The sequence below is a fragment of the Streptomyces sp. NPDC085927 genome (assembly GCF_044540975.1).
Classification (GTDB): Bacteria; Actinomycetota; Actinomycetes; order Streptomycetales; family Streptomycetaceae; genus Streptomyces; species Streptomyces hirsutus.
On the sequence record NZ_JBITSN010000015.1, the window covers coordinates 192,450 to 216,147 of the forward strand.

Genomic DNA, 23,698 nt, shown 5'->3' on the forward strand with positions numbered 1-23,698 from the left:
GCGGTTTCACCAACGGCGGCCGACCAGCCGTCTTCCGCCGCTTCCGGGTCCGGCACGATCCGGTACACCCACGGTCCGGCGTCCGGACCCGGAAGGGCTGTGCACGCCTGTGGACCGATGCGGGCGGCCGTGGACAGGCGGGGCGGGGTCGGGCGGGCGAGATCAGCCGCTGAGCCGCACCGGCATGATCAGGTACTTGTAGGCGTCGTCCGCCTCCGCGTCCACCGCGGGCCTGCCGCTGAGCAGCGCGGGCTTGGTGGACGTGGTGAACGAGAGCTGGGCCACCGGGGAGTCGATGGCGCTCAGGCCGTCCAGGAGGAACGTGGGGTTGAAGGCGATCGAGATGTCGTCGCCCTCCAGCTGGGCGTCGACCCTTTCCACAGCCTGTGCGTCGTCGCTGGAACCGGCCTCCAGGATGAGCACACCCTGCTCGAAGCTCAGCCGCACCGGGGTGTTGCGCTCGGCGACCAGGGCCACACGCTTGACGGCCTCCACGAAGGGGGCGGTCTCGATGACGGCGACGCTGTTGAACTCGGTCGGGAACAGCGTGCGGTACTTCGGGAGGTCACCCTCCAGGAGCCGCGTGGTGGTGCGTCGGCCCGCGCCTTCGAAGCCGATCAGGCCCTCGCCCGCACCCGAGCCGGACAGCGCCAGGATCACCTGGTCGCCGCTGGTCAGCGCCTTGGCGGTGTCCAGGAGCGTTTTGGCGGGCACCAGGGCGACCGCCGAGGCCTCCGGGTTCTCCGGCTTCCACAGGAATTCGCGGACCGCGAAGCGGTAGCGGTCGGTGGAGGCCAGCGTCACCGTGTCGCCCTCGATCTCGATGCGCACACCGGTCAGGACGGGCAGGGTGTCGTCGCGGCCCGCCGCGATGGCGACCTGCTGCACGGCGGACGCGAAGACCTCACCGGGCACCGTGCCCGTCGCGTTCGGCATCTGCGGCAGGGCCGGGTACTCCTCCACCGGCAGGGTGTGGAGCGTGAACCGCGAGGAGCCGCAGACCACCGTCGCCCGTACACCGTCTGTGGAAATCTCCACCGGCCGGTTGGGGAGAGCGCGGCAGATGTCGGCGAGCAGCCTGCCCGAGACGAGCACCGTGCCCTCCTCCTCGACCTCCGTCTCCACCGAGACCCGCGCGGAGACCTCGTAGTCGAAGCTGGACAGGCTCAGCTGTCCCGACTCGGCCTTCAGCAGCAGGCCTGCGAGGACCGGCGCCGGCGGACGGGCCGGGAGGCTGCGTGCCGCCCAGGCCACTGCCTCCGCGAGTACGTCGCGTTCCACCCGGATCTTCACCGTAAGCCGCCTCCTGCTGTTGCCGGCGTTCTCGCGCCCTGCATTGCCTTCGTCATCTGACTCGGTGTGCTCGGCCTCTGGGAGGGGCAAGGACACCGGGAACAGTCTGACGCACGGCACTGACAGTAGGTGCCCCTCGGGGTCAAGTCGTGACGAGGGGCAGTCGGCGTAGAAGCGGCGAGTTGTGCACAGGGCCCTCTTCGAAACGGATTCCTCACTCTCTCTAGTTGGGAGTAGTAGTAGGGCCTGTGGATACCGTGGATAACCTCGTTTTCCCAGCTCAGGGCATAGATTTTGTCCACCGACCCTGTGGGCGGAGCCGGTGGACAACTCGGGGTTTCTGTGGAGAACAGAAAGTTCTGCACACTCCGTGCACAGGTGGGGCCGAGTTCTCCCCAGCTCCGTCCCCAGGTTTGCCGGTCTTTCCCACAGGCCCCCTCGGCACCTTGATGTGACGCCTTTCACTCGACCCAGTGAGGAGGGGCATCGCGTTGCCGAACAGTGGACAGGCGTGTGGAGAAGCCGATGATCGCTGGGGACAACCGGCCTCTGCCTGTGGGTTGCCGGTGGAAAACTTTGTCCACAGGCTGTGGATGACTGTTTCGTCCACAGCCTGTGGAGATCGCTTGTCCACGAATCCACAGCCGATTGACCTGGCCTGATAGTGCCCCATCGAGCGGCCCTGTGGACAGGATCGGGACAACTTCGCGGTCCCCAGGATGTGGACGGGAAAAACTTGCCGAATCTGTGGAGGAAGGCCGTAACCCGGTGCCGGAATGGAACAGCGGACAGGACCTCGAGGACGACCGGAGCGACCGAGGACCGACGCGAGGACCGACGTGAGGACCGGCGGAGGGCGGTGAGGGACGGCTGAGGGAGATGGCTGAGGGGCGGGTGGCGTGTGCCGACGGCTCCTGGAGGTACCGGAAGGTGCCCGAAGGTCTTCTGGGTTCAGGCGGTGAGCGGGCCGGTGGGTCGGCAGGCCGGCCGGGCGTACGAGGAAGGGCGTCCCCGGATGCGGTCCGGGGACGCCCTTCCTGGGTGTCTGACGGTTCTGAGGGAGGCGAGCCTGCCCGAGGGGGCAAGCACGCACAGCTGTGGGCGGGCGCTGGATCCCCTCGTGCCGTGACGGGCGACCTGTTCCGGCCCCTTGCTGCGGGTGCCTGCCTGCTCAGGGGCGGTGGGAGGCCTCAGCCGGCCTTGATGCGGTTGGTGAGTTCGGTGACCTGGTTGTAGATGGAGCGCCGCTCCGCCATCAGATTGCGGATCTTCCGGTCCGCGTGCATCACCGTCGTATGGTCGCGGCCGCCGAACAACGCGCCGATCTTCGGCAGCGACAGGTCGGTCAGCTCGCGGCACAGGTACATCGCGATCTGCCGCGCGGTCACCAGCGCGCGTCCGCGCGAGGTGCCGCACAGGTCCTCGACCGTGAGCCCGAAGTAGTCGGCGGTCGCGCCCATGATGGCCGTCGAGGTGATCTCCGGTGCGGAGTCGTCTCCGCCGGGCATCAGGTCCTTCAGGACGATCTCGGTGAGCCCGAGGTCCACCGGCTGCCGGTTGAGCGAGGCGAAGGCCGTCACCCTGATCAGCGCGCCCTCCAGCTCACGGATGTTCCGCGAGATCCGGGAGGCGATGAACTCCAGCACCTCCGGCGGGGCGTTGAGCTGTTCCTGCACCGCCTTCTTGCGCAGGATCGCGATCCGCGTCTCCAGCTCCGGCGGCTGGACGTCGGTGATCAGGCCCCACTCGAAACGGTTCCGCAGCCGGTCCTCCAGCGTCACCAGTTGCTTGGGCGGCCGGTCGCTGGAGAGCACGATCTGCTTGTTGGCGTTGTGCAGCGTGTTGAAGGTGTGGAAGAACTCCTCCTGCGTCGACTCCTTGTCCGCGAGGAACTGGATGTCGTCGACCAGCAGGATGTCCATCTCCCGGTACCGCTTGCGGAAGCTGTCGCCCTTGCCGTCGCGGATGGAGTTGATGAACTCGTTGGTGAACTCCTCCGAGCTCACGTACCGCACCCGGGTACCGGGATAGAGACTGCGCGCGTAGTGCCCGATCGCGTGCAGCAGGTGCGTCTTGCCGAGTCCGGACTCCCCGTAGATGAAGAGGGGGTTGTACGCCTTCGCGGGGGCCTCGGCCACCGCCACCGCCGCCGCGTGCGCGAAGCGGTTGGAGGCGCCGATGACGAACGTGTCGAAGAGGTACTTCGGGTTCAGCCGCGCGGTCGGCTCACCGGGGCCGGTCGCCGGTGCGGGCTGGGCGGCCAGCGGGCCGGGTGCACCGCTGGCGGGCAGGTTCGGGCCGACGGGGCCGCCACGGTGGACGTGACCCGCGCCGGAGGGGGGATCCGGCAGCTCGCGGCGGACTGCGTCGCGCTGGTCGTGGTCGCCGCGCTCGTAGTCCTTGCGGCCGTAGTCGCCGCGGCCGTACTCCGCGCGGGATGTCTCGTAGTCGGAGCGCTGCTGGTCGTAGGAGGGACGTTCCATCGGCTGCGGACGGTAGTCCTGCGAGGGCGCGCCGCCGTAGCCGTCCTGGGGACCGTACGTCTCCTGGGACGGCGAGGCGTACGGGTCGCGGTCAGGGAAGCCGAGGCGCTGCTGCTGCCAGCTGTACTCGTCCTGTGCCGGGCGGGGCCAGGAGCCGGGCTCCGGGCGCTGGTACTCCGAGGGGTAGGCCGGGCGGGCGGTGGGGAGCTGGTCGCCGGGCGGTCCGGAGTGCTGGTCGGCGCGGCGCCGGCCGTAGCTGTCGTAGTCCTCGTACTGCTCGCGCTCCTGGCGGTCCTGCCTGTCCTGGCGCTCGGGGCGGTCCTGCCGGGCGGGCGGGAGCTCGGGTTCCTCGTAGCGCGGCTGGGGGCGGGGGGCGAGCGGGGCCGGAGGCTCTCCCGCGGAATCGTCGACGGTGATGGCGATACGGATGGGGCGCCCGCACTCGCGGCTCAGGCTCTCGCTGACGGCCGGGGCCAGGCGGCCCTCGAGCACGCCCTTGGCGAACTCGTTCGGCACGGCGAGCAGGGCGGTGTCGGCGACCAGTGCCAGCGGCTGGCAGCGCCGGATCCAGTGTTCGTCCTTCCCCTCCACTCCCTGACCCCGACCCTCACCGAGGAGTTGTTCCAGTACGCGTGGCCACACTGCGGCAAGATCGGCAGGTACGTCAGCCACAGGGCACGCTCTCTCACAGGTCCCTCATGCGGTTCAGGGACGGGTTGGGTCGGGTTCTAAAGGGGGTGCGGGAGGGACAAAGGAACGAATCGGAGTTCAGCCACGGTAGTCAGGGCGACCGGTACGGTTCAAGTTATTGTCCCCAGCCTGTGGACAAGTGTCTCCCGGCGGCGGCTGGTTTGACCGAATGACGCAGCCGCGCGTACCGTGACGAGGTCGAGTTGTCGATGGCTGCTGCCGCCTGCCTCCGATGGGCACAGATCGCGCAAGATGATCGGTCAGCGGTGCACTCGGGCGTAACGCGAGCTACTCGTGGGCGCACGGTGACAGCCAGGACGGCACCCCGCAATCTACGAACTCTTTCTGGAGCCCCCGAGTGAGCAAGCGCACCTTCCAGCCGAACAACCGTCGTCGCGCCAAGACCCACGGCTTCCGGCTGCGTATGCGCACCCGTGCCGGCCGCGCGATTCTCGCGTCCCGCCGTGGCAAGGGTCGCGCCCGTCTGTCCGCCTGATCCTGATCAGGTCATGACGTCGTGCTGCCCACCGAGAACCGGCTGAGGCGGCGCGAGGACTTCGCGACCGCGGTACGACGAGGGCGCCGGGCCGGACGCCCACATCTCGTCGTACACCTACGCAGCGGTGTCACGGACCCGCATGCGCCTGGGGAGAACACTGCCCCGACGCGTGCGGGTTTCGTCGTAAGCAAGGCGGTGGGCGGCGCGGTCGTGCGGAACAAGGTGAAGCGCAGGCTTCGCCACCTGATGCGCGATCGAGTCGCCCTGCTGCCCCCCGGTAGCCTGGTAGTCGTACGAGCGTTGCCCGGAGCGGGGGACGCCGACCATGCACAACTGGCCCAAGACCTGGATGCCGCTCTTCAGCGGTTGCTGGGAGGGGGCACGCGATGAAGTACCCGCTGCTGGTTCTGATCAAGCTCTATCAGTGGACGATCAGTCCCCTGCTCGGGCCTGTATGCAAGTACTACCCGTCGTGTTCCCACTACGGCTACACGGCCATCGACCGGCACGGTGCCATCAAGGGCACAGCACTCACGGCCTGGCGCATCCTGCGGTGCAATCCGTGGTCGCTGGGCGGCGTGGACCATGTCCCGCCGCGCAAGCGACCACGGTGGCACGAAATGCTGCGTAACGCCTGGCGTGCACGCAAGAGCGGGCCCGCCTCCGCCGAACCGGCCACCGCAGGACGGACCCCTTCCGAGGGCCCGAGTTCTTCGAGCCCGGCCGCAGAGATCTCGCCCCATGCCCAAGGAGCATGATTAGTGGACACGATTGCCAGCCTCTTCAGCTTCATCACGACACCTGTCTCCTGGGTCATCGTCCAGTTCCACAGCGTGTACGGGGCCATCTTCGGCCCTGACACCGGGTGGGCCTGGGGCCTGTCCATCGTGTCCCTGGTGATCCTGATCCGTATCTGCCTGATCCCGCTCTTCGTGAAGCAGATCAAGGCGACACGCGCGATGCAGACGCTCCAGCCGGAGATGAAGAAGATCCAGGAGCGCTACAAGAACGACAAACAGCGCCAGTCCGAAGAGATGATGAAGCTGTACAAGGATGCGGGCACCAACCCGCTCTCCTCGTGCCTTCCCATCCTGGCGCAGTCCCCGTTCTTCTTCGCCCTGTACCACGTACTCAACAGCATCGCGTCCAATGACACGGTCGGCGTGATCAACGAGCGTCTGCTGGAAAGCGCGCAGAAGGCACACATCTTCGGCGCCCCGCTCGCGGCGAAGTTCACGGACAGCTCGGACAAGCTCGAGGCTCTCAACGCCTCCCTGACCGATGTGCGCATCGTCACGGCGCTCATGATCGTGCTGATGTCGCTGTCGCAGTTCTACACGCAGCGCCAGCTGATGACGAAGAACGTCGACACCACGGTGAAGACGCCGTTCATGCAGCAGCAGAAGATGCTGATGTACGTCTTCCCCGTCATTTTCGCCGTCTTCGGTATCAACTTCCCCGTCGGTGTCCTCGTCTACTGGCTGACCACCAACGTGTGGACCATGGGCCAGCAGATGTACGTCATCCACAACAACCCGACGCCGGGTTCCAAGGCGCAGGCCGCGTACCTGGAGCGCTTCTCCAAGCACGTCACCCACCACGGCAAGACCCGTAACCGCCGTGAGCGTGCCATCGTCAAGGCCATCGTCGCCAAGGGCCGGGACCGCAACGAGTACGAGCGCAAGTTCATCAACGGTCTGAACAAGGCGGGCCTCGCGGCCCAGGCCGACGGTGCGGTGATCAAGAGCGACGCCACGGCCGCCGCCCAGGCGGAGGACGGTTCCCCGACCACGTCTCAGGGCGCGAAGCGGCAGCAGCCCAAGCGGCAGAGCAAGTCCCAGCGCCAGAGCGGTGCGACGAAGGCAGCCGGTGAGTCCCTCTCCCTGACCAAGGACGAAGAGCCCAGGGACGACGTCAAGCCCGCCGCCACTGCCAAGAAGGGCAACGCCAAGCCCGGCGGGAGCACCCGCAGCAAGGCCCAGTCCGGACAGCGCAAGGGCCCGCAGCGGCCCAAGTCCCCGTCCAAGAAGTAAGAAGGAGTCCATCCCGTGACGGAAGGCACCACCTCCGCCGCTGCCGAGGGCACAGACACCCTGACCCGCCTGGAGCAGGAAGGCGAGATCGCAGCGGACTACCTGGAGGGTCTGCTCGACATCGCCGATCTCGACGGTGACATCGACATGGACGTCGAGGCCGACCGTGCCTCTGTCTCGATCATCAGCGACTCGTCCGGACGTGACCTGCAGAAGCTGGTCGGTCGTGACGGCGAGGTACTCGAAGCGCTCCAGGAGCTCACGCGCCTGGCCGTGCACCGCGAGACCGGTGACCGTAGTCGGCTGATGCTCGACATCGCGGGGTACCGCGCCAAGAAGCGCGCCGAGCTGTCCGAACTCGGAGCGAAGGCCGCTGCCGAGGCCAGGAGCAGTGGTGAGCCCGTGAAGCTCGACCCGATGACGCCGTTCGAGCGCAAGGTCGTGCACGACGCGGTCAAGGCTGCCGGCCTGAGCAGTGAGTCCGAGGGCGAGGAGCCGCAGCGCTTCGTCGTCGTACTTCCCGCCTGAGCGGCTCCACATTCCACCGGCCCCGTCTGTTGTGCAGACGGGGCCGAATTTTGTCAGCCTGATAGTTCTGTGGTGTCGGCCGGTGGGTCGGCACAGTACGGAAGGACGGTCCCCCGTGACGGAGGCAGCGGAGCTTCCCCCCGCGCCCGAGCAGGCCCGTGAGGTGTTCGGTGATCGCTTCGCGGACGCGGTGCGTTATGCGGAGCTACTTGCCGAGGCGGGCGTGCAGCGTGGTCTGATTGGTCCGCGGGAGGTGCCCCGGCTGTGGGAGCGGCATCTGCTGAACTGCGCGGTGCTCTCGGAGGTCGTTCCCGAGGGTGTGACGGTGTGCGATGTCGGCTCGGGCGCCGGCCTGCCCGGCATTCCCTTGGCGCTGGTCCGGGAGGACCTCAAGATCACGCTGTTGGAACCGCTGCTGCGGCGCACCACCTTCCTGACCGAAGTGGTGGAACTGCTGGGCCTGGACCATGTGACGGTCGTCCGTGGACGGGCCGAGGAGGTCATGGGAACGCTGCCTCCGGTCCATGTGGTGACCGCGCGGGCCGTGGCACCGCTCGACCGTCTCGCCACATGGGGCATCCCCCTGCTCCGGCCCTACGGAGAGATGCTCGCACTCAAGGGCGATGCCGCCGAGGAGGAGCTGAAGAGCGCGACCGTCGCTCTGAACAAACTCGGTGCAGTGGCGACGTCGGTCGTGCATGTGGGTGAGGGCGTGGTGGATCCGATGTCCACAGTCGTGCGCGTCGAGGTCGGGGAAAGCCCCGGAGGTGTGCGTTTCGCGGCGAAGCGCGCGAAGGCCGCCCGCACGGGGCGTGCACGGCGCCGACGCGGATAAGGGTTCGCACGTCCTGTGGCAGGACGGCTGGCGAACAGGCATACGCTCTGAGCGGTCAGCCGTACTCCACACAAGCTGCCGAACCTTCGCGTGCCGGAGTGTCGCGACAGTGCGGGCCCGGCTGCTGTGCATCGTGTTTCACGTGAAACGTCGCTCCCTGCTGCACGGCATCATCAGTCGCGGTCGCGCCGCAGCCGAACCCCGCGACCGTAAGCCTCTCGGTTCACTCGGAGAGGGTCCTGTTCCCGACGAGAGTTCATCCCCCTCAGGGGGCGCGGAGTTGTCCACAGAGGTGGTTTTCTCCACAGAACGTAAGGCCTCGCTGGTTCGCGACCCCGAAGACATGGGAGGCTCTGTTCATTGCGAGCCTGAAGTCGAGGAGAGTGAATCCTTGCGGTCCGACGCCAACATCGCGGGACCGATGACCGACCCGGTCCCCGGTCCCCGTACCGAATCGATGGGGGCGGATGTTTCACGTGAAACACCGCCTCCGATGGACGACACTCCCATCGGTCGTACTGCCCAGGTGGCGGTGGACGCGCTGGGCCGCGCAGGCGAGGGCCTGCCGCGGCCTGAGCAGACACGCCTCATGGTGGTCGCCAACCAGAAGGGCGGCGTGGGCAAGACGACGACGACCGTCAACCTTGCCGCGTCACTCGCGCTCCATGGTGCTCGGGTCCTGGTGATCGACCTCGACCCTCAAGGCAACGCATCCACGGCTCTGGGGATCGACCACCACGCCGAAGTCCCTTCCATCTATGACGTGTTGGTCGAGAGCCGGCCGCTGGCGGAAGTCGTCCAGCCGGTGCCCGACGTGGAGGGTCTTTTCTGTGCACCCGCCACGATCGATCTTGCCGGTGCGGAGATCGAGCTGGTGTCCCTGGTGGCACGGGAGAGTCGGCTGCAGCGGGCGATCCAAGCCTACGAGCAGCCCTTGGACTACATCCTCATCGACTGTCCCCCGTCGCTCGGCCTGCTGACAGTCAATGCGATGGTGGCAGGTCAGGAGGTCCTGATCCCGATCCAGTGCGAGTACTACGCGCTGGAAGGCCTGGGGCAGCTGCTCCGCAACGTCGATCTGGTGCGGGGTCACCTCAACCCCTCCCTGCATGTATCGACGATCCTGCTCACCATGTACGACGGCCGGACGCGGCTCGCGTCCCAGGTGGCGGACGAGGTACGCAGTCACTTCGGTGAAGAGGTGCTGCGGACGAGCATTCCTCGTTCTGTACGTATCTCGGAGGCACCGAGCTATGGGCAGACGGTACTGACCTACGATCCTGGATCGAGCGGTGCCCTCTCCTACCTTGAGGCGGCACGAGAGATCGCGTTGAGGGGTGTAGGCGTCAGCTATGACGCATCGAACGCGCACATCGGCACACAGCAGAACGATCCGAGCATGGTGGAGGGCGTCCAGTGAGTGAGCGACGGAGAGGGTTGGGTCGTGGTCTCGGCGCACTGATTCCTGCCGCCCCGACAGAGAAAATGACCGCCCCGGCCATGACGGGAGGCGCTGCTTCCGCGTCTCCTGTCAGCCCGCCGGTGGCGTCGAACGAGCGCGGGGTGGCCGCCGCGAAGCTGGCTGCACTGCCCTCTGTTCCACGTGAAACAGAGGAGCCCTCGACGCAAGGTGCGGCGGAGACTCCCATGCCTCCCCTGGGGGCACACTTCGCTGAGGTCCCCATCGAGTCCATCAAGCCGAACCCGCGTCAGCCCCGCGCGGTCTTCGACGAGGACGCACTGGCAGAGCTTGTCACGTCCATCAAGGAGGTCGGCCTCCTCCAGCCCGTGGTCGTACGACAGGTCGGGCCGGCGCACTACGAGCTCATCATGGGGGAGCGTCGTTGGCGGGCCTGCCGTCTGGCGGGGCTCGAGGCCATCCCGGCGATCGTCCGGGCCACGGAGGACGAAAAACTCCTTCTGGACGCCCTTCTGGAGAACCTGCACCGGGCCCAGTTGAACCCACTGGAAGAGGCAGCCGCCTACGACCAGTTGCTCAAGGACTTCAACTGCACCCACGATCAGTTGGCGGACCGCATCGGCCGCTCCCGTCCGCAGGTGTCCAACACCCTGCGTCTGCTCAAGCTCTCGCCGAGGGTCCAGAGCCGGGTGGCTGCCGGAGTGCTCTCCGCCGGACATGCGCGGGCTCTGCTATCTGTCGAGGACTCCGAGGAGCAGGACAGGCTGGCCCATCGGATCGTGGCCGAAGGGCTCTCGGTACGGGCCGTCGAAGAGATCGTCACACTGATGGGGTCCGGGCCTCAGAAGGCGCCGCGGTCCAAGGGTCCGCGGGCGGGTGCACTGGTGTCGCCAGCGCTCTCCGATCTGGCCACACGCCTCTCGGATCGTTTCGAGACGCGGGTGAAGGTCGACCTGGGGCAGAAGAAGGGCAAGATCACTGTCGAGTTCGCCTCCATGGAGGATCTCGAACGCATCCTTGGCACGCTCGCTCCCGATGAGGGGCCGGTCCTGCAGAGGAGCCTTGTGGACAACGATGCCGTAGAGGACGAGTCCTGAGACATCGGCTCGTTCAGCCGAAGAGCTGACCAAGGGCGGATCATGTCCGGTATAAGCCGGAACATGGTCCGCCCTTTGCTTTTTGGCGGTATCGACGGAATCGCTTCGTGGATACGATGCATGGAAATACGAGGTGTATCCACCGGCAGTACCTCTGATTCTCTGAACGCAAGGCAGGGGCCATGCGAATGATGAGCCGCACCGGACTGGTGAGAACAGGGCTGGCGATTGCTGTCTTCGGTGGGTTCATCGGCAGCCTCCTCAAGGAGCGACATGCTCTGAAAGCAGTCCGTGAGGCAGCAGGTGAAGGAAGCGAGGCACAGGCTTCATGGGGCGTCGGCTCGTACCGCTCACGCTGGACAACCTTCAGGACCTTCCCCAGAACTGTCACTCGTGTGTCTTCTGGGAACTTGACCCCGTCAGTGGTGAGGCAGCGGTAAAGGCGGGTACGTCAGCGGTCGAGAAGGAGTCGTGGATCTCCGCTGTACTCCTGGACTGGGGGTCGTGCGGAAGGGTCGTCTATGTGGATGACGCCCCTGTGGGTTTCGTTCTCTACGCCCCGCCCGCCTATGTGCCGCGTGCCACGGCCTTCCCCACGAGCCCTGTGTCGCCCGATGCGGTGCAGTTGATGACCGCGTTCATCGTGCCGGGCTACCAGGGCCAAGGGCTGGGAAGGGTAATGGTGCAGACGGTGGCGAAGGACCTGCTGAATCGCGGGTTCAAAGCGATCGAAGCCTTCGGCGACGCGCGCTGGAAGGCGCCGGCCTGTGTGCTGCCTGCCGATCATCTACTGGCAGTGGGATTCAAGACGGTCCGCCAGCACCCCACGTACCCCCGGCTCAGGCTGGAACTACGGACGACGCTGTCGTGGAAGGACGACGTCGAGATGGCGTTGGACCGCCTGCTCGGAGCAGTGCAGAAGGAGCCGGCATTGCGCCCCCTCTGAACCGGGCGATGCTGATCCACCTGGAGCTGATGCCCTGAGCCCGGGCCGACGATGTCGGTATCTGCGAGTCCGGGGCACCTCATGCGAATGGGCCGACCCGTACGGGTCGGCCCATTCGTGTTTCACGTGAAACACGCGCCGCCGGTGAGGCGGTCGGCGATCATCCGGCGAGGAAGTCCTCGAGGTCGCGGACGATTCCGGCCTTCGGCTTGGCGCCACGGATGGTCTTGACGACCTCGCCACCCTGGTAGACGTTCAGGGTCGGGATGGACATGACGCTGTACTTGGCGGCCGTACCCGGGTTCTCGTCGATGTTCAGCTTGACGATCTCGATCTTGTCCCCGTACTCCGCGGCGATCGCCTCGAGGGAAGGGGCGATCTGGCGGCACGGGCCGCACCAGGCGGCCCAGAAGTCCACCAGGACAGGCTTGTCGCTCTTGAGGACGTCCTCGTCGAAGGAATCGTCCGTCACGTTCTTCAGGGTGCCGGCCACGGCGGGCTCCTTAACTGGTTGATGCGTGGGGCGGGTGGGGGTCAGACTGCGGTCTTCTCGGGCTCGGCCTTCTTCTCGTCGGCGAGAGAGGCAAGGAACCTCTCGGCGTCGAGGGCGGCGGCACAGCCCGTACCGGCCGCGGTGATCGCCTGGCGGTAGGTGTGGTCGACCACGTCACCGGCACCGAACACGCCGGTGAGGTTCGTACGCGTCGACGGCGCCTCGACCTTCAGGTAGCCCTCGTCGTCCAGCTCCAGCTGGCTCTTGAAGAGCTCCGTACGAGGGTCGTGCCCGATCGCGATGAACAGACCGGTCACCGCCAGGTCCGAAAGTTCGCCGGTCTTGACGTTCCGCAGCTTCAGACCCGAGAGCTTCTGGTCACCCTGGACCTCGGCGACCTCGCTGTCCCAGACGAACGAGATCTTCGGGTCGGCGATGGCGCGCTCCTGCATCGCCTTCGAGGCCCGCAGGGTGTCGCGGCGGTGAACGACCGTGACGGACTTGGCGAAGCGCGAGAGGAAGGTGGCCTCCTCCATCGCGGTGTCGCCGCCGCCGATCACAGCGATGTCCTGGTCCTTGAAGAAGAAGCCGTCACACGTGGCACACCAGGAGACACCGCGGCCGGAGAGGGCATCCTCGTTCGGCAGACCGAGCTTGCGGTGCTGCGAGCCGGTGGTGACGATGACGGCCTTCGCCTTGTGGACCGTGCCCGCTGTGTCCGTGACGGTCTTGATCTCGCCGGTCAGGTCGACGGAGACCACGTCGTCCGGAATGAGCTCGGCACCGAAGCGCTCCGCCTGGGCGCGCATGTTGTCCATGAGCTCGGGGCCCATGATGCCGTCCTGGAAGCCCGGGAAGTTTTCGACATCGGTCGTGTTCATCAGCGCGCCACCGGCGGTGACGGCGCCCTCGAACACCAGAGGCTTCAGCGACGCGCGGGCGGTGTAGAGCGCCGCGGTGTAGCCGGCAGGCCCCGAACCGATGATGATCACGTTACGGACGTCGCTCACAGCTTGATTCCTCGTCTCTGGTCTGTGTCATCCGACCGGTGGGAGCTTCTGTCGGAACTCTCACCTCACCCAACGGATCCTAAGGGGCGCGCATTCCCGCTGTGCCCGAGTACACGGACATGGCCCTCGGGCAGGTGCGGGGAGATGCGCACCGTACGAGATACCGCACAGGATGCGGTCGAAGCATGAGTCTCAGTCGCGTGTGTAGACGTGCTCCAGCAGAACCTTTGCGGCGGAGGCAGAGGAGGGATCGGCGACACAGGCGGTGTCGACGACGTAGGCGGTTACCCGGGTGTCGTCGGAGACGTCGGGAAGAACCACCAGCAGGGCCTCTCGCCCCTCGTAGGTACCTTCCTCCGTGGCGAGGGCGACATCGTCGCGGCCAATTCCTTCACGGATGCATTCCGGGACCGTGGCCCTGAGCACCCTGGGGCCGGCAGGGGTACCGGATGCCGACTCCAGCCCGAAGGGCTGCGCGCTGCGGGAGGAGTTGGCCTTCGTCCGGCTCTGTGCGAGGAGGTCGGAGACCTGCTTCTCCAGCTTCCCCTCGGAGAAGGTATCCGTGGCGGCCGTCCGATGACCGTCCCCCGGGCCCTCGTTCTGGGACGAGAGGAATACGGTGCCGAGCCCCAGAGCCGCGAGGGTGAACACCGTCCCCAGCACTGCGGCCTTGTGGCGTCCATGCCGCACGCGACCCTTGCGCCCCGGACCGGCCGTGGAGGGCCGAGGGCGCCCAGCGGGCCGACCCGTCGGCGCCTGCGCTTCACGCGATACCGATGTTTCACGTGAAACATGCGCGCGATCACCGTCGGGCAGAGCAGGAGAAGCGCCGACGGGTTCTGTGTCGACCGATTCTGCGAGGTCCCCGGGTTCCGGCGCTGTGGCATGGAGCAGAGCTTCCGCGGCGAGCGCGGCGTCGATACGGCTGGCCACCTCGGCCGGCATACGGGGGGGCCCCGGCATGGTGCCGAGCAGCCCCTGGATCTCCTCCAGTGAGGCACGGACGTCCGCGCAGAGCTCGCACTCCTCCAGATGCCGGCGCACAGCGGTGTCCCGGGCGGGCGGCAGAAGTCCCTCGGTGAGGTCGGAGATCTCCTCGACGCCTGGGTGCTCCGTCATGTCTGTCGTCGAGGTCACGCTCGCCCACCTCCGCCCTTCACTGCCGCTGGGTCACTCGGTCCTGTATCCGGCGGACCTGCTCGACGCGGTCCCGCTGCGGGTGGGACGGATACCCCCTGCACCCGGTTCCGTTCCTTGCCCCGTTTCCTGCCGTCACCGCCGCCGTCCGGTCGTAGGTGATGCAGAAGAGGCAGGAGTCTGGCTCTGCCCCGGGCACAGCGGCTCTTCACCGTGCCGGTGGGCACACCGAGGATGCGGGCGGCCTCGGCCACCGGATAGCCCTGCATGTCCACGAGGACGAGCGCCGCCCGCTGATCGGGCGGTAATGTCCCCAGCGCTTCGACGAGCTGGCGATGCAGGTCGTTCCGTTCCGCAGGAGCCGAAGCGGACTCGTGGGGCTCCAGCAGCTGCTCCAGGCGCTCCGTGTCATCGACAGGAGAGGTCTTCCGGGAGGCGGCCTTGCGCGCACGGTCCAGACAGGCGTTCACCGTGATCCGGTGCAGCCATGTCGTGACGGCCGACTGGCCCCGGAAGGTATGAGCGGCCCGGTAGGCGGAGACAAGAGCGTCCTGAACCGCGTCAGCGGCCTCCTCGCGGTCTCCCAGCGTCCGCAGGGCTACCGCCCACAACCGGTCCCGGTGCCGTCGCACCAGTTCGCCGAAGGCTTCGGGATCGCCCGCCACATGACGGGTGAGGAGGTCCTGATCGCTTGCGTCGCGGTGCGTGGTGCCATCCGGCATCGGGACCCCTCCCCTCCCTCGGTGAGACGTCAGCCGGTGAACTTCAGGTCGGTGATGGCCTGCTTGTAGCCTGCGGTGCTGTAGCCGTCGGCGGGAGTGTTCGGTACGGCCGTGATCCACAGCAGCACGTACCGCGTCTTCACCGTCTCCGACGCCTTCACGTTCAGCGTCCCGGCACTGGTCGTGCCGGTCCCGATCTCCTTCATGCCGTCAACCCCGGTCGACGGCGTCAGCGAGTCCGTGGCGTACAGATGCACCGCCGTGCGGTCACCGGTGTAGCGGAGCCCTATCGACGCCGTCGAGATCTCCTTGGCCGAGCCGAGATCGTAGACGATGCCCACGCCGGGTTTGTACGGAGCGAGTTCCGGGCCTTCGTTGTACTTCTTGGTCCGCCAGTAGGTCTCGCTGTTGTTGTCGTACGTCTTCGCGACGTCGCCCGGGGCCTGGGCACTCCCCGACGCGACGTACTCCTGGGCGCCCTGGATCGTGAGCGGCTCGGCAGGCTTGGGATGGTTGCCGCTCTTGTCGCTCTCGTCCGTCGTCTGCGTCTTGTCGGTGTCGTCCGCGTTGTTGCCCTGGCCGATGAGGGCGTCGGCAAGCTGCCAACTGCCCAGGCCGAGCGCGGCGATCAGCAGTGCCGAGACGGCCCACTTCAGGGCCTTGCCGGTACGGCTCTGCAGTGGAGGCGGGGGGACAGGGACGGGCTGTGTGACGCGTGCGCCCGGCCGGGGCGCGGGGCGCCCGTAGGAGCCCTGCTGATAGGTCGTGCGCTGGTAGTCCGGTGGAGTGGTGAACGTGGGCTCCGGCGGGCGGATGCGGGGCATCTCGCCGATCGCCTTCACCAGTTCCTCCGGCGTGGTGCAGGGGGACTCGTGGCGGGACGCGGTGGCCCCGTCGTTGGCCAGGGCGCGCATGGCGAGCTCGGACAGGCCGCGGTGAACGCCGGCCCGCACCTGGTCGGGCGGGATCAGGCCGATGTCCTTCGGCAGCCCGGACAGACCGTAGGCGTCACTCTCGTACGGCCAGCGCTGGGTGAGCGCCGCGTACAGCAGGGCACCGATGGACTCGGTGTCGGCGCGCTGCGGGGTGTCGGAGTCGATGCCACGCAGCGCCGCGTTCACCGCGAGGCCCCGGATGCGCCACTGACCGGTCGAGGTGCGCAGTACCGCGTTGGGGTTCAGACGCAGATGGGCGAGGCCCTCGCGGTGGGCCGCGGCCATGGCGGAGGAGATCTGACTGACCATCTGGTAGGCGTCGTACACCTCCAGCGGGCCGGCCGCCAGCAGGGCGGTCAACTCGGTCGCGTCGGGGAGCCATTCGTGGACGACGTAGACGACGTCGTCCTCCTCGACGGCGTCCAGGACCTGAACGAAGCGCGGGTCGCCCAGCAGGGCGGAGGAACGGGCCGCGGCCAGGACGGAGCGGGCACGCGAGTGCTCCGCGGGCAGGATGTGCACGCCGACGGCACGGCGGAGCTTCTCGTCCACGGCACGCCAACTGCTGAATCCGTCCAGACGGGTGACGCACTCCTCAAGGCGGTAGCGTCTGGCGAGCTTGTGACCGCTGTGCAGTTCGAGAGGCGGCGTCTTCCCGGAACCGTCGATCCCGGTGTCGGTGTTCTCCTGTGCCGCGTCGCTGTCCGTTTCCTGCTCCTGGTTCTTGGCCACCCCGTCGGCCGTGGACTGGTCCGCCTGCGCGGTCAGCGACTGGTCGTCACTGTTGTCTGCCACGTCGACGGCAGCTGTGCTCCGTTCCGCCACCGTCGTTCCCTGCCTCCCCATCCATGTACGCGTCGGGCGACGGCCCGTGCGCGCCGTCCGACGCCGAAACCAATTGTGCCCACAGTCCGCCGCTATGCACGACACACAAGGACTGACGATGGTTGTGCGGCTACCCCCGCCTCAGCGTCCCAGGCGCCCGCGGACCATACCGACCAGTGAGTTGACCTCCACGATGCGCATCCGGCGCGCGGCGACGAAGAAGACGCCGAGCAGCACGGCTCCACCGACCAGCAGCGCGGCGAAGGAACCGCCGGCGCCCTGACCGAGGGTGTGCCCGATCCCGTAGCAGACCGCGCCGGCGAGGAGAGCGGCCGGAATCGAGGCGATGCACAGCCGGGCGTATGTCCGCAGGACTCGGGCGCCGTCCAGGTCTCCGCCCAGCTTCGTGCGCAGCCGCCGCCAGGCGATACCGACGCCGGCCGCGTAGGCCACACCGTACGAGGCGGCCATGCCGACCACGGCCCAGCGGGCGGGGAGGACGAAGTAGCAGACCGCCGAGGCGACCGCGTTGACCGCGGCCACGATGACCGTGTTGTAGAAGGGGGTTCGGGTGTCCTCGTAGGCGTAGAAGGCGCGCAGGACGACGTACTGCACGGAGTAGGGAATCAGGCCGAGGCCGAAGGCCATCAGCATGTAACCCATGTTGGTCGCTTCGCTGGTGCCCGAGGAGCCGAAGATCAGGGTGCACATCGGGATGCCGAGCGCGATGAAACCGAAGGCGATCGGCACAATCGCGACGGCCGTGGTGCGCAGGCCCTGGGAGATGTCGTCCCGGACGGCGCCACCGTCGTCCTCTGCCGCCGAGCGGGAGATACGGGGCAGCAGGGCGGCCATCAGGGAGACGGTGATGATGGCCTGGGGCAGACCCCAGATCAGCTGGGCGTTGGCGTAGGCGGCGAAGCCGGTGCCCTGGACATCGGAGTCCAGGCCGGCAGCGGTGGAGAGCTGGGTCACGACCAGCGCGCCCGCCTGGTTGGCGAGCACGAAAAGGATGGTCCACTTGGCGAGCATCGCCGCCTTGCCCAGCCCGTGGCCCTTCCAGTCGAAGCGCAGACGGATACGGAATCCCGTTTCGCGCAGGTACGGGATCATGGCCAGGGCCTGGACGACGAGGCCGAGCAGGACACCGATGCCGAGGAGACGCTGGCCCTCCGGCGGAATGCTCGTGACGGTCATCTGCGAGTTGGCGGAGGTGCCGTAGACATAGATGAACGTACCGAGCGTCACGATGATGACGATGTTGTTGAGGACCGGGGTCCACATCATCGCGCCGAACCGTCCGCGGGCGTTGAGGATCTGGCCCATCACCACGTGCACGCCCATGAAGAAGATCGAGGGCAGGAAGTAACGGGTGAAGGTGACGGCGACCTCGTTGGCCGCGGGGTCGGAGGCGACCGGGTTCGACAGCGCCCGCACGAGGAGCGGCGCGGCGAGCCACGCGGCGGCGGTGAGCGCGGCCAGGGCCACCATCACAAGGGTCAGCAGCCGGTTGGCGTACGCGACGCCGCCGTCGGCGTCGTCCTTCATGGAACGGACGAGCTGCGGTACGAAGACGGAGTTGAGGCCGCCGCCGACGGTGAGGATGTAGATCATGGTCGGCAACTGGTAGGCGACCTGGAACGAGTCACCGAGGAGGCCCAGACCGAGTGCTGAGACGATCAGCGCGGACCGGATGAAACCCGTGAGGCGGGACACCATCGTGCCCGCCGCCATCACGGCGCTGGACTTCAGCAGCCCTCCGGCCCGGCCGCCCTTCTTCGCGGGTGCCGCGGAAGCCGGTTCCGGCGCGGGAGCCTCGGCGACCGGAGGCGGTGTGGCGCCCGCATAGTGGCCGGGGGCCGCGGAAGCCGGGCCGGGCACGGGCTCGTAGGGCCGGCCGGGGTGCCCCCCGCCCTGCTGCTGGTCGCGGAAGAGGTGGGCGAAGGCGTCGGGCTCATGACGTTGCTCCCCGACCTGGCCGACCAAGTCGTCCACGCCCACGAACTGCGTCGTGCGGGGGTCGTCCCCGTACGGAAGGTGTCGGGACGGGCCGTCCGGCTCCGGCGCGGGAGCCTGGGCCCACACCCGGGGGTCGGGCGCGTGGGGAGAGCGGGGCGGCTGCCCGTACAGCGGCTGCTGAGGGGGGTATGTGCCCGGTGGGGGCGGAGGGTGCGCCGCGCGGTCGTACAGGGCCTCGGCGACCGGGTCCTGAGCGGCGATGTCCTGCGCCCGGTAGGGATCCTGGTCGTAGGCGTCCTGGAGGTACATGTCGGCGGGCGGCTGCGGCGCCTGGTCGTGACCGGGCGGCGGGCCCCCCCGGGGGTCCGACTCGGGATGGCCCGAGTTGCCCGCGGCATGGCCGCGGTCACCGTCGTACGGCGCGTTCATGGTTACCCCACCTCATCGTCCCGGGCCCACCGGCCACGACATCCTCAACGGTCCACTCTCTCACCCGTGCCGGACGGGCCTGCGTTTCCCGGTGCGGTGTCCGGTGCCGGGTCACTCGGCTGCTCCGGGGCGTCCGTCTCCGAGCCGGCTTCCGGTTCCTTCGTCCCAGGGCCGTTCTCCGGCTTCTTGGTAGGACGTTCCGCGGGGGTGTCCGGGTTCTGCGGGCCGTCGGGGCCCTCGTCCTCCACGCGGTTCTGCTCCTGGGCCTCGCGGGCCGCGGCACGCTTGCGTTGCGTGTACATCCGGAAGCCGGCGAGGACGAGCAGCAGCACGCCGCCGCCGATGACCAGCATCACCGTGGCGGTGATCTCGGTGACCTTGACGTCGAAGGTGACGGGCTCGCCGTACTTCTGGCCGTCCTGCGTGTACAGCTGGGCGATCACCGTGGCCCGGCCGTTGGCGTTGGCGGACGTGGTGAACTTCACCGACTGGCTGTGCCCGCCGGAGACGGTGACCGGCTGCTCCTCGTAGGCGTCGCCGCCGATCTCGAGGCGGGTCGGGTTGGTCGAGGTGAGCCGCAGCGTCAGGTTCTCGACGCCCTGCACCAGGTTGTTCTGGACGGTTACGGGGATGGTGGCGCTGCGGCCGGAGAGCTTCGTCTCCGACTTGTCGATCAGTTTCACCTGGTCGAGGAGTTCATCGAGGTACGCCTCGACGCCGCTGCGGTAGGTGGCGGCCTCGGCGATCCGGCCGCGCCAGGAGACGGACATCCCGCGGTTCAGGGCCCGGCCGAACGGGGTCACGACCCGGGACGGGTCCGAGAGGATCACCTTGAACGTGTCGAGCTTGTCCTGAGTCCTCGCGATCTGCTCGAACGCGGACCGTGGCAGCTCCTGCTTGCGCAGCGAGGAGGGGTACGAGGAGGCCGCGGGCACCTCGGTGGTGGCGGCGGGGTCCGGTTCGGCCTTCGCGGCAGCGGCGAGGTCCTCGGACTCCGACCAGTTCTCGTCCTGGACGGCCTTCAGGGCCTCGGCCATGGTCTGGGCCTGGCTGGCGGTGGGGGTGCGCTGCGGTGCGACGACGACGCTGCGCTGCCGGCTGGTCTGGAGGCCCAGCGCCAGGCTCTGGGCCAGGAACCGCTGCACGGCGAGCGTGGACGTGGACGCCCTGGTCATGTCGCCCTGGAACACGGTGGACAGCTGGGCGTCCGCGACGACCGCCGTGGTGCCGCCGCCGATGGGGCGGGCGGCCGAGGGCGTGTACGACAGGTCACCGGTCTCACGGAAGGTGTCGCTGCGGGCGATCACCTTGTCGGCTCCGGCGGAGGTGGCGACCTTGACGATGGAGGGGTCCACCGCGCCGTTGACGGGCCAGGCGAAGTCCGTGGTCGGTTTCACGTGGAGGATCGGCTCCACCGTGTTGACGACGACGTCCGTGGCCTCCTTGAGGTGACTCAGGGAGCCGGTGACCGAGGTGCCGTTGTGGGCGAGGGAGGCCAGATCCGGATCGCCGAAGGGCAGCGCGACGACTTCCTTGCCCTTCACCGCGCTCTGCACGTTGGCGAGCCACCGCTTGGCAGCGGCCTGATGGCCGCCGGCCGTGGTGGTGTCACCCGGTCCCTGGACCTGGTAGCTCTCGGCCATCGCGTCGACGGATGCCAGCAGATCCGGATCGATCACCCAGGTGATGTCGAGGCTCTTGCCCAGTGCCACCATCCGGTCCAGGCGGCCGCCCGGGGCGATCTCCTTGGCCAGGTCGTCGTCACGGAGGACCGGAGTCTGCTGCTCGTTGGAACCGGTCTCCGCCGTCGTGTGGACCGTGGAGATCAGCGGCCACAGAAATGTCGTGCTCGTCTTCGTGCCGACTGCATCGGGCTGCCACGGCAGGAGAGTCCGCCGGACACCGAGGGTCTGTTTCCAGGGCTGCGCGGCGGTCTGCCCGGAGAGGGCCACGGCCACTTGGTAGACGCCGTTCTCCCCGAGGCTCAGCTCGTCCACCGGTACAGAGATGCTGAAACGCTGCGAGACGCCAGGCATGAGCTCGGCGTACTCCTGGGCGTACTTGTCATCGACCTCCGAGCCGATGACGCTCTGGGCGTCGTCGCTGTTCCGGGCGACGCTGTCGATCCCGGAGCGGGTGTTCAGCAGGGGACCCACCCGCAGACCGACGTGGGCGTCGGTGACCGCTTGCTTGCCCTTGTTGGTCACCGTGCCGGACACCGTGACGGTGTCGTCCTCGCCGGGAACGCCGGGCGTGAGCGAGTTCACGGAGACGGAGACCGAGCCCGCGCCGGAGGCGGCCTGCACGGAGCTCCCCGCGGTGGCGGCCGCCGGGGACACAGCGGGCCACTGGAGCAGCCCCGTCAGCAGGGGGACTCCGGCGAACAGGGTGCCGGTGCGCCGCAGCCAGCGGCGGGCAGGTGAGGGATGCGTCCCCTGGAAGTCTGCCGCCTCGGCCACGTGCTCGCCCGTCCCTCGTCGTCAGTGGTCGTCGTATGTACGTCCACGCATGGTAACGATGCCCGGTGAGGCTGAGTGCCGCGGACCGGTCCGCAAGATCGGGTCGGCCGCCGCACTGTCCTGTATGTGGCCGTATAAGGGGGCGCTCTCCGTGTCCCGGGCGCCGGTCCTGTGCGGGGACTGTGGAAGGGGCCCGGGCGGATCAATGGAGGAGCTTCCGGCCGCCCGGGCCACGTACCCTTTTCTGTTGTGCCGAACGCCAACGAACAAACCAGTGCCCTGAGCCAGGTGCAGGACCGAGCGGTGAATGAACTGCTGCGTGTCGCCCCGGTCGCCGACGACCTTGCCCGCCGCTTCCGGGAGGCCGGGTTCTCACTCGCTCTGGTCGGCGGCTCGGTCCGGGACGCGCTGCTCGGCCGGCTCGGTAACGACCTGGACTTCACCACCGACGCCCGCCCGCAGGACGTTCTGAAGATCGTCCGTCCGTGGGCGGACGCCGTCTGGGAAGTGGGTATCGCCTTCGGCACGGTCGGGGCCCAGAAGGAGGCCCGGGTCGGAGATGTCGATCGAAGCTTCCAGATCGAAGTGACGACCTACCGCTCGGAGGCGTACGACCGCGCGTCGCGCAAGCCCGAGGTGGCGTACGGCGACTCCATCGAGGAGGACCTCGTCCGCCGTGACTTCACCGTCAACGCGATGGCCGTCGCGCTGCCCGAGAAGGAGTTCATCGATCCGCACGGTGGTCTGGGCGATCTCGCGGCAGGTGTGCTGCGTACGCCGGGCACCCCAGAGGCCTCCTTCTCGGACGACCCGTTGCGGATGATGCGGGCCGCACGCTTCGCCGCTCAGCTCGATTTCGAGGTGGCTCCCGAGGTGGTCGCAGCCTTGCGGGAGATGGCCGGACGTATCGAGATCGTCTCCGCCGAACGGGTACGGGACGAGCTGAACAAACTGGTTCTGTCCGCTTACCCCCGCAAGGGACTGACCCTGCTCGTCGACACCGGGCTTGCCGACCATGTGCTGCCCGAGCTGCCGGCCCTCCGCCTGGAGAGTGATGAACACCACCGGCACAAGGACGTCTACGAACACACGCTGATCGTCCTGGAGCAGGCGATGGCGCTGGAGGACGACGGCCCCGACCTGACCCTCCGCCTGGCAGCCCTGCTGCACGACATCGGCAAGCCGCGTACGCGCCGCTTCGAGAACGACGGCCGGGTCTCGTTCCATCACCACGAGGTGGTGGGGGCGAAGATGACGAAGAAGCGCCTGACGGCCCTCAAATACTCCAACGAGTTGGTGAAGGACATCTCGCGCCTGGTCGAGCTCCACCTGCGGTTCCACGGCTACGGCACGGGAGAGTGGACGGACTCCGCCGTGCGCCGTTACGTCCGCGACGCGGGGCCGCTCCTGAGCCGGCTCCATAAGCTGACCCGTTCGGACTGCACGACACGCAACCGCCGCAGGGCGGCCGCCCTCTCGCGTGCGTACGACGGTCTGGAGGAGCGGATCGCGAAGCTTCAGGAACAGGAGGAGCTGGACGCCATCCGTCCGGACCTCGACGGAAACCAGATCATGGAGGTCCTCGGCGTCAGCCCCGGGCCGGCCGTCGGCCAGGCGTACAAGCACCTGCTGGAACTGCGGCTGGAGAACGGCCCGATGGAATACGACGCGGCGGTGGCAGCCCTCAAGGAGTGGTGGGCCGGGCAGCAGGGCTGAGAGTCCTGAACCGGCTCATGTTTCACGTGAAACATGAGCCGGCTCAGGACGCGGGGGGGGGGGGGGGGGTGGGGTGAAAACACCCCCCCCCCCCCCCCCCCCCGCCTCGTTTTTTTGGTGAGGGCGGGCGGCCAGAAGAAGGGGGGGCCCCCCCGGGGGGGGTCCGAAAGGCCGTAGGGGGGCGGCGCG

General features: G+C 68.0%; 19 protein-coding genes. 10 read left to right on the forward strand and 9 right to left on the reverse strand.

All coding sequences use genetic code 11. The features are described 5' to 3' along the window. Positions 1–162: 162 nt before the first annotated feature. Together dnaN and dnaA are read right to left on the reverse strand one after the other, a co-directional pair. Positions 163–1,293: a DNA polymerase III subunit beta gene (gene dnaN / locus ACIF80_RS30620; protein ID WP_055596610.1), complete on the reverse strand. Its 1,131-nt coding sequence runs from the start codon at positions 1,291–1,293 to the stop codon at positions 163–165. 1,190 nt (positions 1,294–2,483) lie between these two features. After that, positions 2,484–4,448 carry a chromosomal replication initiator protein DnaA gene (dnaA, locus tag ACIF80_RS30625; RefSeq protein ID WP_399810503.1) on the reverse strand — a complete coding sequence of 655 codons (1,965 nt, stop codon included), beginning with the start codon at positions 4,446–4,448 and terminating at the stop codon, positions 2,484–2,486. A gap of 376 nt (positions 4,449–4,824) precedes the next feature. On the opposite strand from dnaA, the gene rpmH reads away from it, so the two are divergent. The 9 genes from rpmH to ACIF80_RS30670 all read left to right on the forward strand — a co-directional run bounded on the left by rpmH (position 4,825) and on the right by ACIF80_RS30670 (position 11,824). Further along, positions 4,825–4,962 carry a 50S ribosomal protein L34 gene (gene rpmH / locus ACIF80_RS30630; protein WP_003949374.1) on the forward strand — a complete coding sequence of 46 codons (138 nt, stop codon included), beginning with the start codon at positions 4,825–4,827 and terminating at the stop codon, positions 4,960–4,962. Between the two features lie 21 nt (positions 4,963–4,983). Next, entirely contained in the window at positions 4,984–5,355 is a 372-nt protein-coding gene (rnpA, locus tag ACIF80_RS30635) for a ribonuclease P protein component (RefSeq protein WP_399810505.1), read from the forward strand. Beyond that, entirely contained in the window at positions 5,352–5,723 is a 372-nt protein-coding gene (gene yidD / locus ACIF80_RS30640) for a membrane protein insertion efficiency factor YidD (RefSeq protein ID WP_399810507.1), read from the forward strand. Before rnpA ends, yidD begins: the two co-directional genes overlap by 4 nt. Before the next feature lie 3 nt (positions 5,724–5,726). Beyond that, positions 5,727–6,998, forward strand: coding sequence for a membrane protein insertase YidC (yidC, locus tag ACIF80_RS30645; RefSeq protein WP_399810509.1), 1,272 nt, complete (start codon positions 5,727–5,729; stop codon positions 6,996–6,998). Between the two features lie 15 nt (positions 6,999–7,013). Further along, complete coding sequence (locus tag ACIF80_RS30650; RefSeq protein ID WP_399810511.1) at positions 7,014–7,526, forward strand: protein jag; 513 nt, start codon at positions 7,014–7,016, stop codon at positions 7,524–7,526. A 115-nt stretch (positions 7,527–7,641) separates the two neighbouring features. After that, positions 7,642–8,361 carry a 16S rRNA (guanine(527)-N(7))-methyltransferase RsmG gene (rsmG, locus tag ACIF80_RS30655; protein WP_399810513.1) on the forward strand — a complete coding sequence of 240 codons (720 nt, stop codon included), beginning with the start codon at positions 7,642–7,644 and terminating at the stop codon, positions 8,359–8,361. A 343-nt stretch (positions 8,362–8,704) separates the two neighbouring features. After that, complete coding sequence (locus ACIF80_RS30660) at positions 8,705–9,781, forward strand: ParA family protein (protein WP_399810546.1); 1,077 nt, start codon at positions 8,705–8,707, stop codon at positions 9,779–9,781. Beyond that, the gene (locus ACIF80_RS30665) at positions 9,778–10,878 is read left to right on the forward strand and encodes a ParB/RepB/Spo0J family partition protein (protein WP_399810514.1); all 1,101 of its coding nucleotides are present in this window, start codon (positions 9,778–9,780) and stop codon (positions 10,876–10,878) included. Before ACIF80_RS30660 ends, ACIF80_RS30665 begins: the two co-directional genes overlap by 4 nt. A 328-nt stretch (positions 10,879–11,206) precedes the next feature. After that, on the forward strand, positions 11,207–11,824 hold the full coding sequence (locus tag ACIF80_RS30670) for a GNAT family N-acetyltransferase (RefSeq protein WP_399810516.1): 618 nt from the start codon (positions 11,207–11,209) through the stop codon (positions 11,822–11,824). 160 nt (positions 11,825–11,984) lie between these two features. On the opposite strand, the gene trxA is transcribed toward ACIF80_RS30670, so the two are convergent. From trxA to ACIF80_RS30705, 7 genes are all read right to left on the reverse strand, one after another. Further along, the gene (gene trxA / locus ACIF80_RS30675; protein WP_399810517.1) at positions 11,985–12,317 is read right to left on the reverse strand and encodes a thioredoxin; all 333 of its coding nucleotides are present in this window, start codon (positions 12,315–12,317) and stop codon (positions 11,985–11,987) included. 41 nt (positions 12,318–12,358) lie between these two features. Further along, positions 12,359–13,327 (reverse strand): thioredoxin-disulfide reductase, encoded by a 969-nt coding sequence (trxB, locus tag ACIF80_RS30680; RefSeq protein WP_399810519.1) that lies wholly within the window; start codon positions 13,325–13,327, stop codon positions 12,359–12,361. A 192-nt stretch (positions 13,328–13,519) separates the two neighbouring features. Then, entirely contained in the window at positions 13,520–14,464 is a 945-nt protein-coding gene (locus ACIF80_RS30685; RefSeq protein WP_399810521.1) for an anti-sigma factor family protein, read from the reverse strand. Continuing rightward, positions 14,461–15,186, reverse strand: coding sequence for an RNA polymerase sigma factor SigM (gene sigM / locus ACIF80_RS30690; RefSeq protein WP_399810523.1), 726 nt, complete (start codon positions 15,184–15,186; stop codon positions 14,461–14,463). Before sigM ends, ACIF80_RS30685 begins: the two co-directional genes overlap by 4 nt. Positions 15,187–15,215: 29 nt before the next feature. Further along, positions 15,216–16,946, reverse strand: a complete 1,731-nt coding sequence (locus tag ACIF80_RS30695; RefSeq protein WP_399810525.1) for a protein kinase family protein — start codon at positions 16,944–16,946, stop codon at positions 15,216–15,218. A 141-nt stretch (positions 16,947–17,087) separates the two neighbouring features. Continuing rightward, positions 17,088–19,334 carry a murein biosynthesis integral membrane protein MurJ gene (murJ, locus tag ACIF80_RS30700; RefSeq protein WP_399810527.1) on the reverse strand — a complete coding sequence of 749 codons (2,247 nt, stop codon included), beginning with the start codon at positions 19,332–19,334 and terminating at the stop codon, positions 17,088–17,090. A 44-nt stretch (positions 19,335–19,378) separates the two neighbouring features. Further along, positions 19,379–21,793 carry a DUF6049 family protein gene (locus ACIF80_RS30705; protein WP_399810528.1) on the reverse strand — a complete coding sequence of 805 codons (2,415 nt, stop codon included), beginning with the start codon at positions 21,791–21,793 and terminating at the stop codon, positions 19,379–19,381. Positions 21,794–22,081: 288 nt separating this feature from the next. Between ACIF80_RS30705 and ACIF80_RS30710 the strand changes: the two genes are divergently transcribed. Beyond that, positions 22,082–23,509, forward strand: coding sequence for a CCA tRNA nucleotidyltransferase (locus ACIF80_RS30710; RefSeq protein WP_399810548.1), 1,428 nt, complete (start codon positions 22,082–22,084; stop codon positions 23,507–23,509). The last annotated feature ends 189 nt before the right edge of the window (positions 23,510–23,698 follow it).

Coding starts and splice junctions, on each gene's coding strand:
- sigM (WP_399810523.1), bottom strand. CDS start 15,186: ATGCCGGATGGCACCACGCACCGCGACGCAAGCGATCAGGACCTCCTC.
- murJ (WP_399810527.1), bottom strand. CDS start 19,334: ATGAACGCGCCGTACGACGGTGACCGCGGCCATGCCGCGGGCAACTCG.
- yidD (WP_399810507.1), top strand. CDS start 5,352: ATGAAGTACCCGCTGCTGGTTCTGATCAAGCTCTATCAGTGGACGATC.
- ACIF80_RS30670 (WP_399810516.1), top strand. CDS start 11,207: ATGGGGCGTCGGCTCGTACCGCTCACGCTGGACAACCTTCAGGACCTT.
- ACIF80_RS30660 (WP_399810546.1), top strand. CDS start 8,705: ATGGGAGGCTCTGTTCATTGCGAGCCTGAAGTCGAGGAGAGTGAATCC.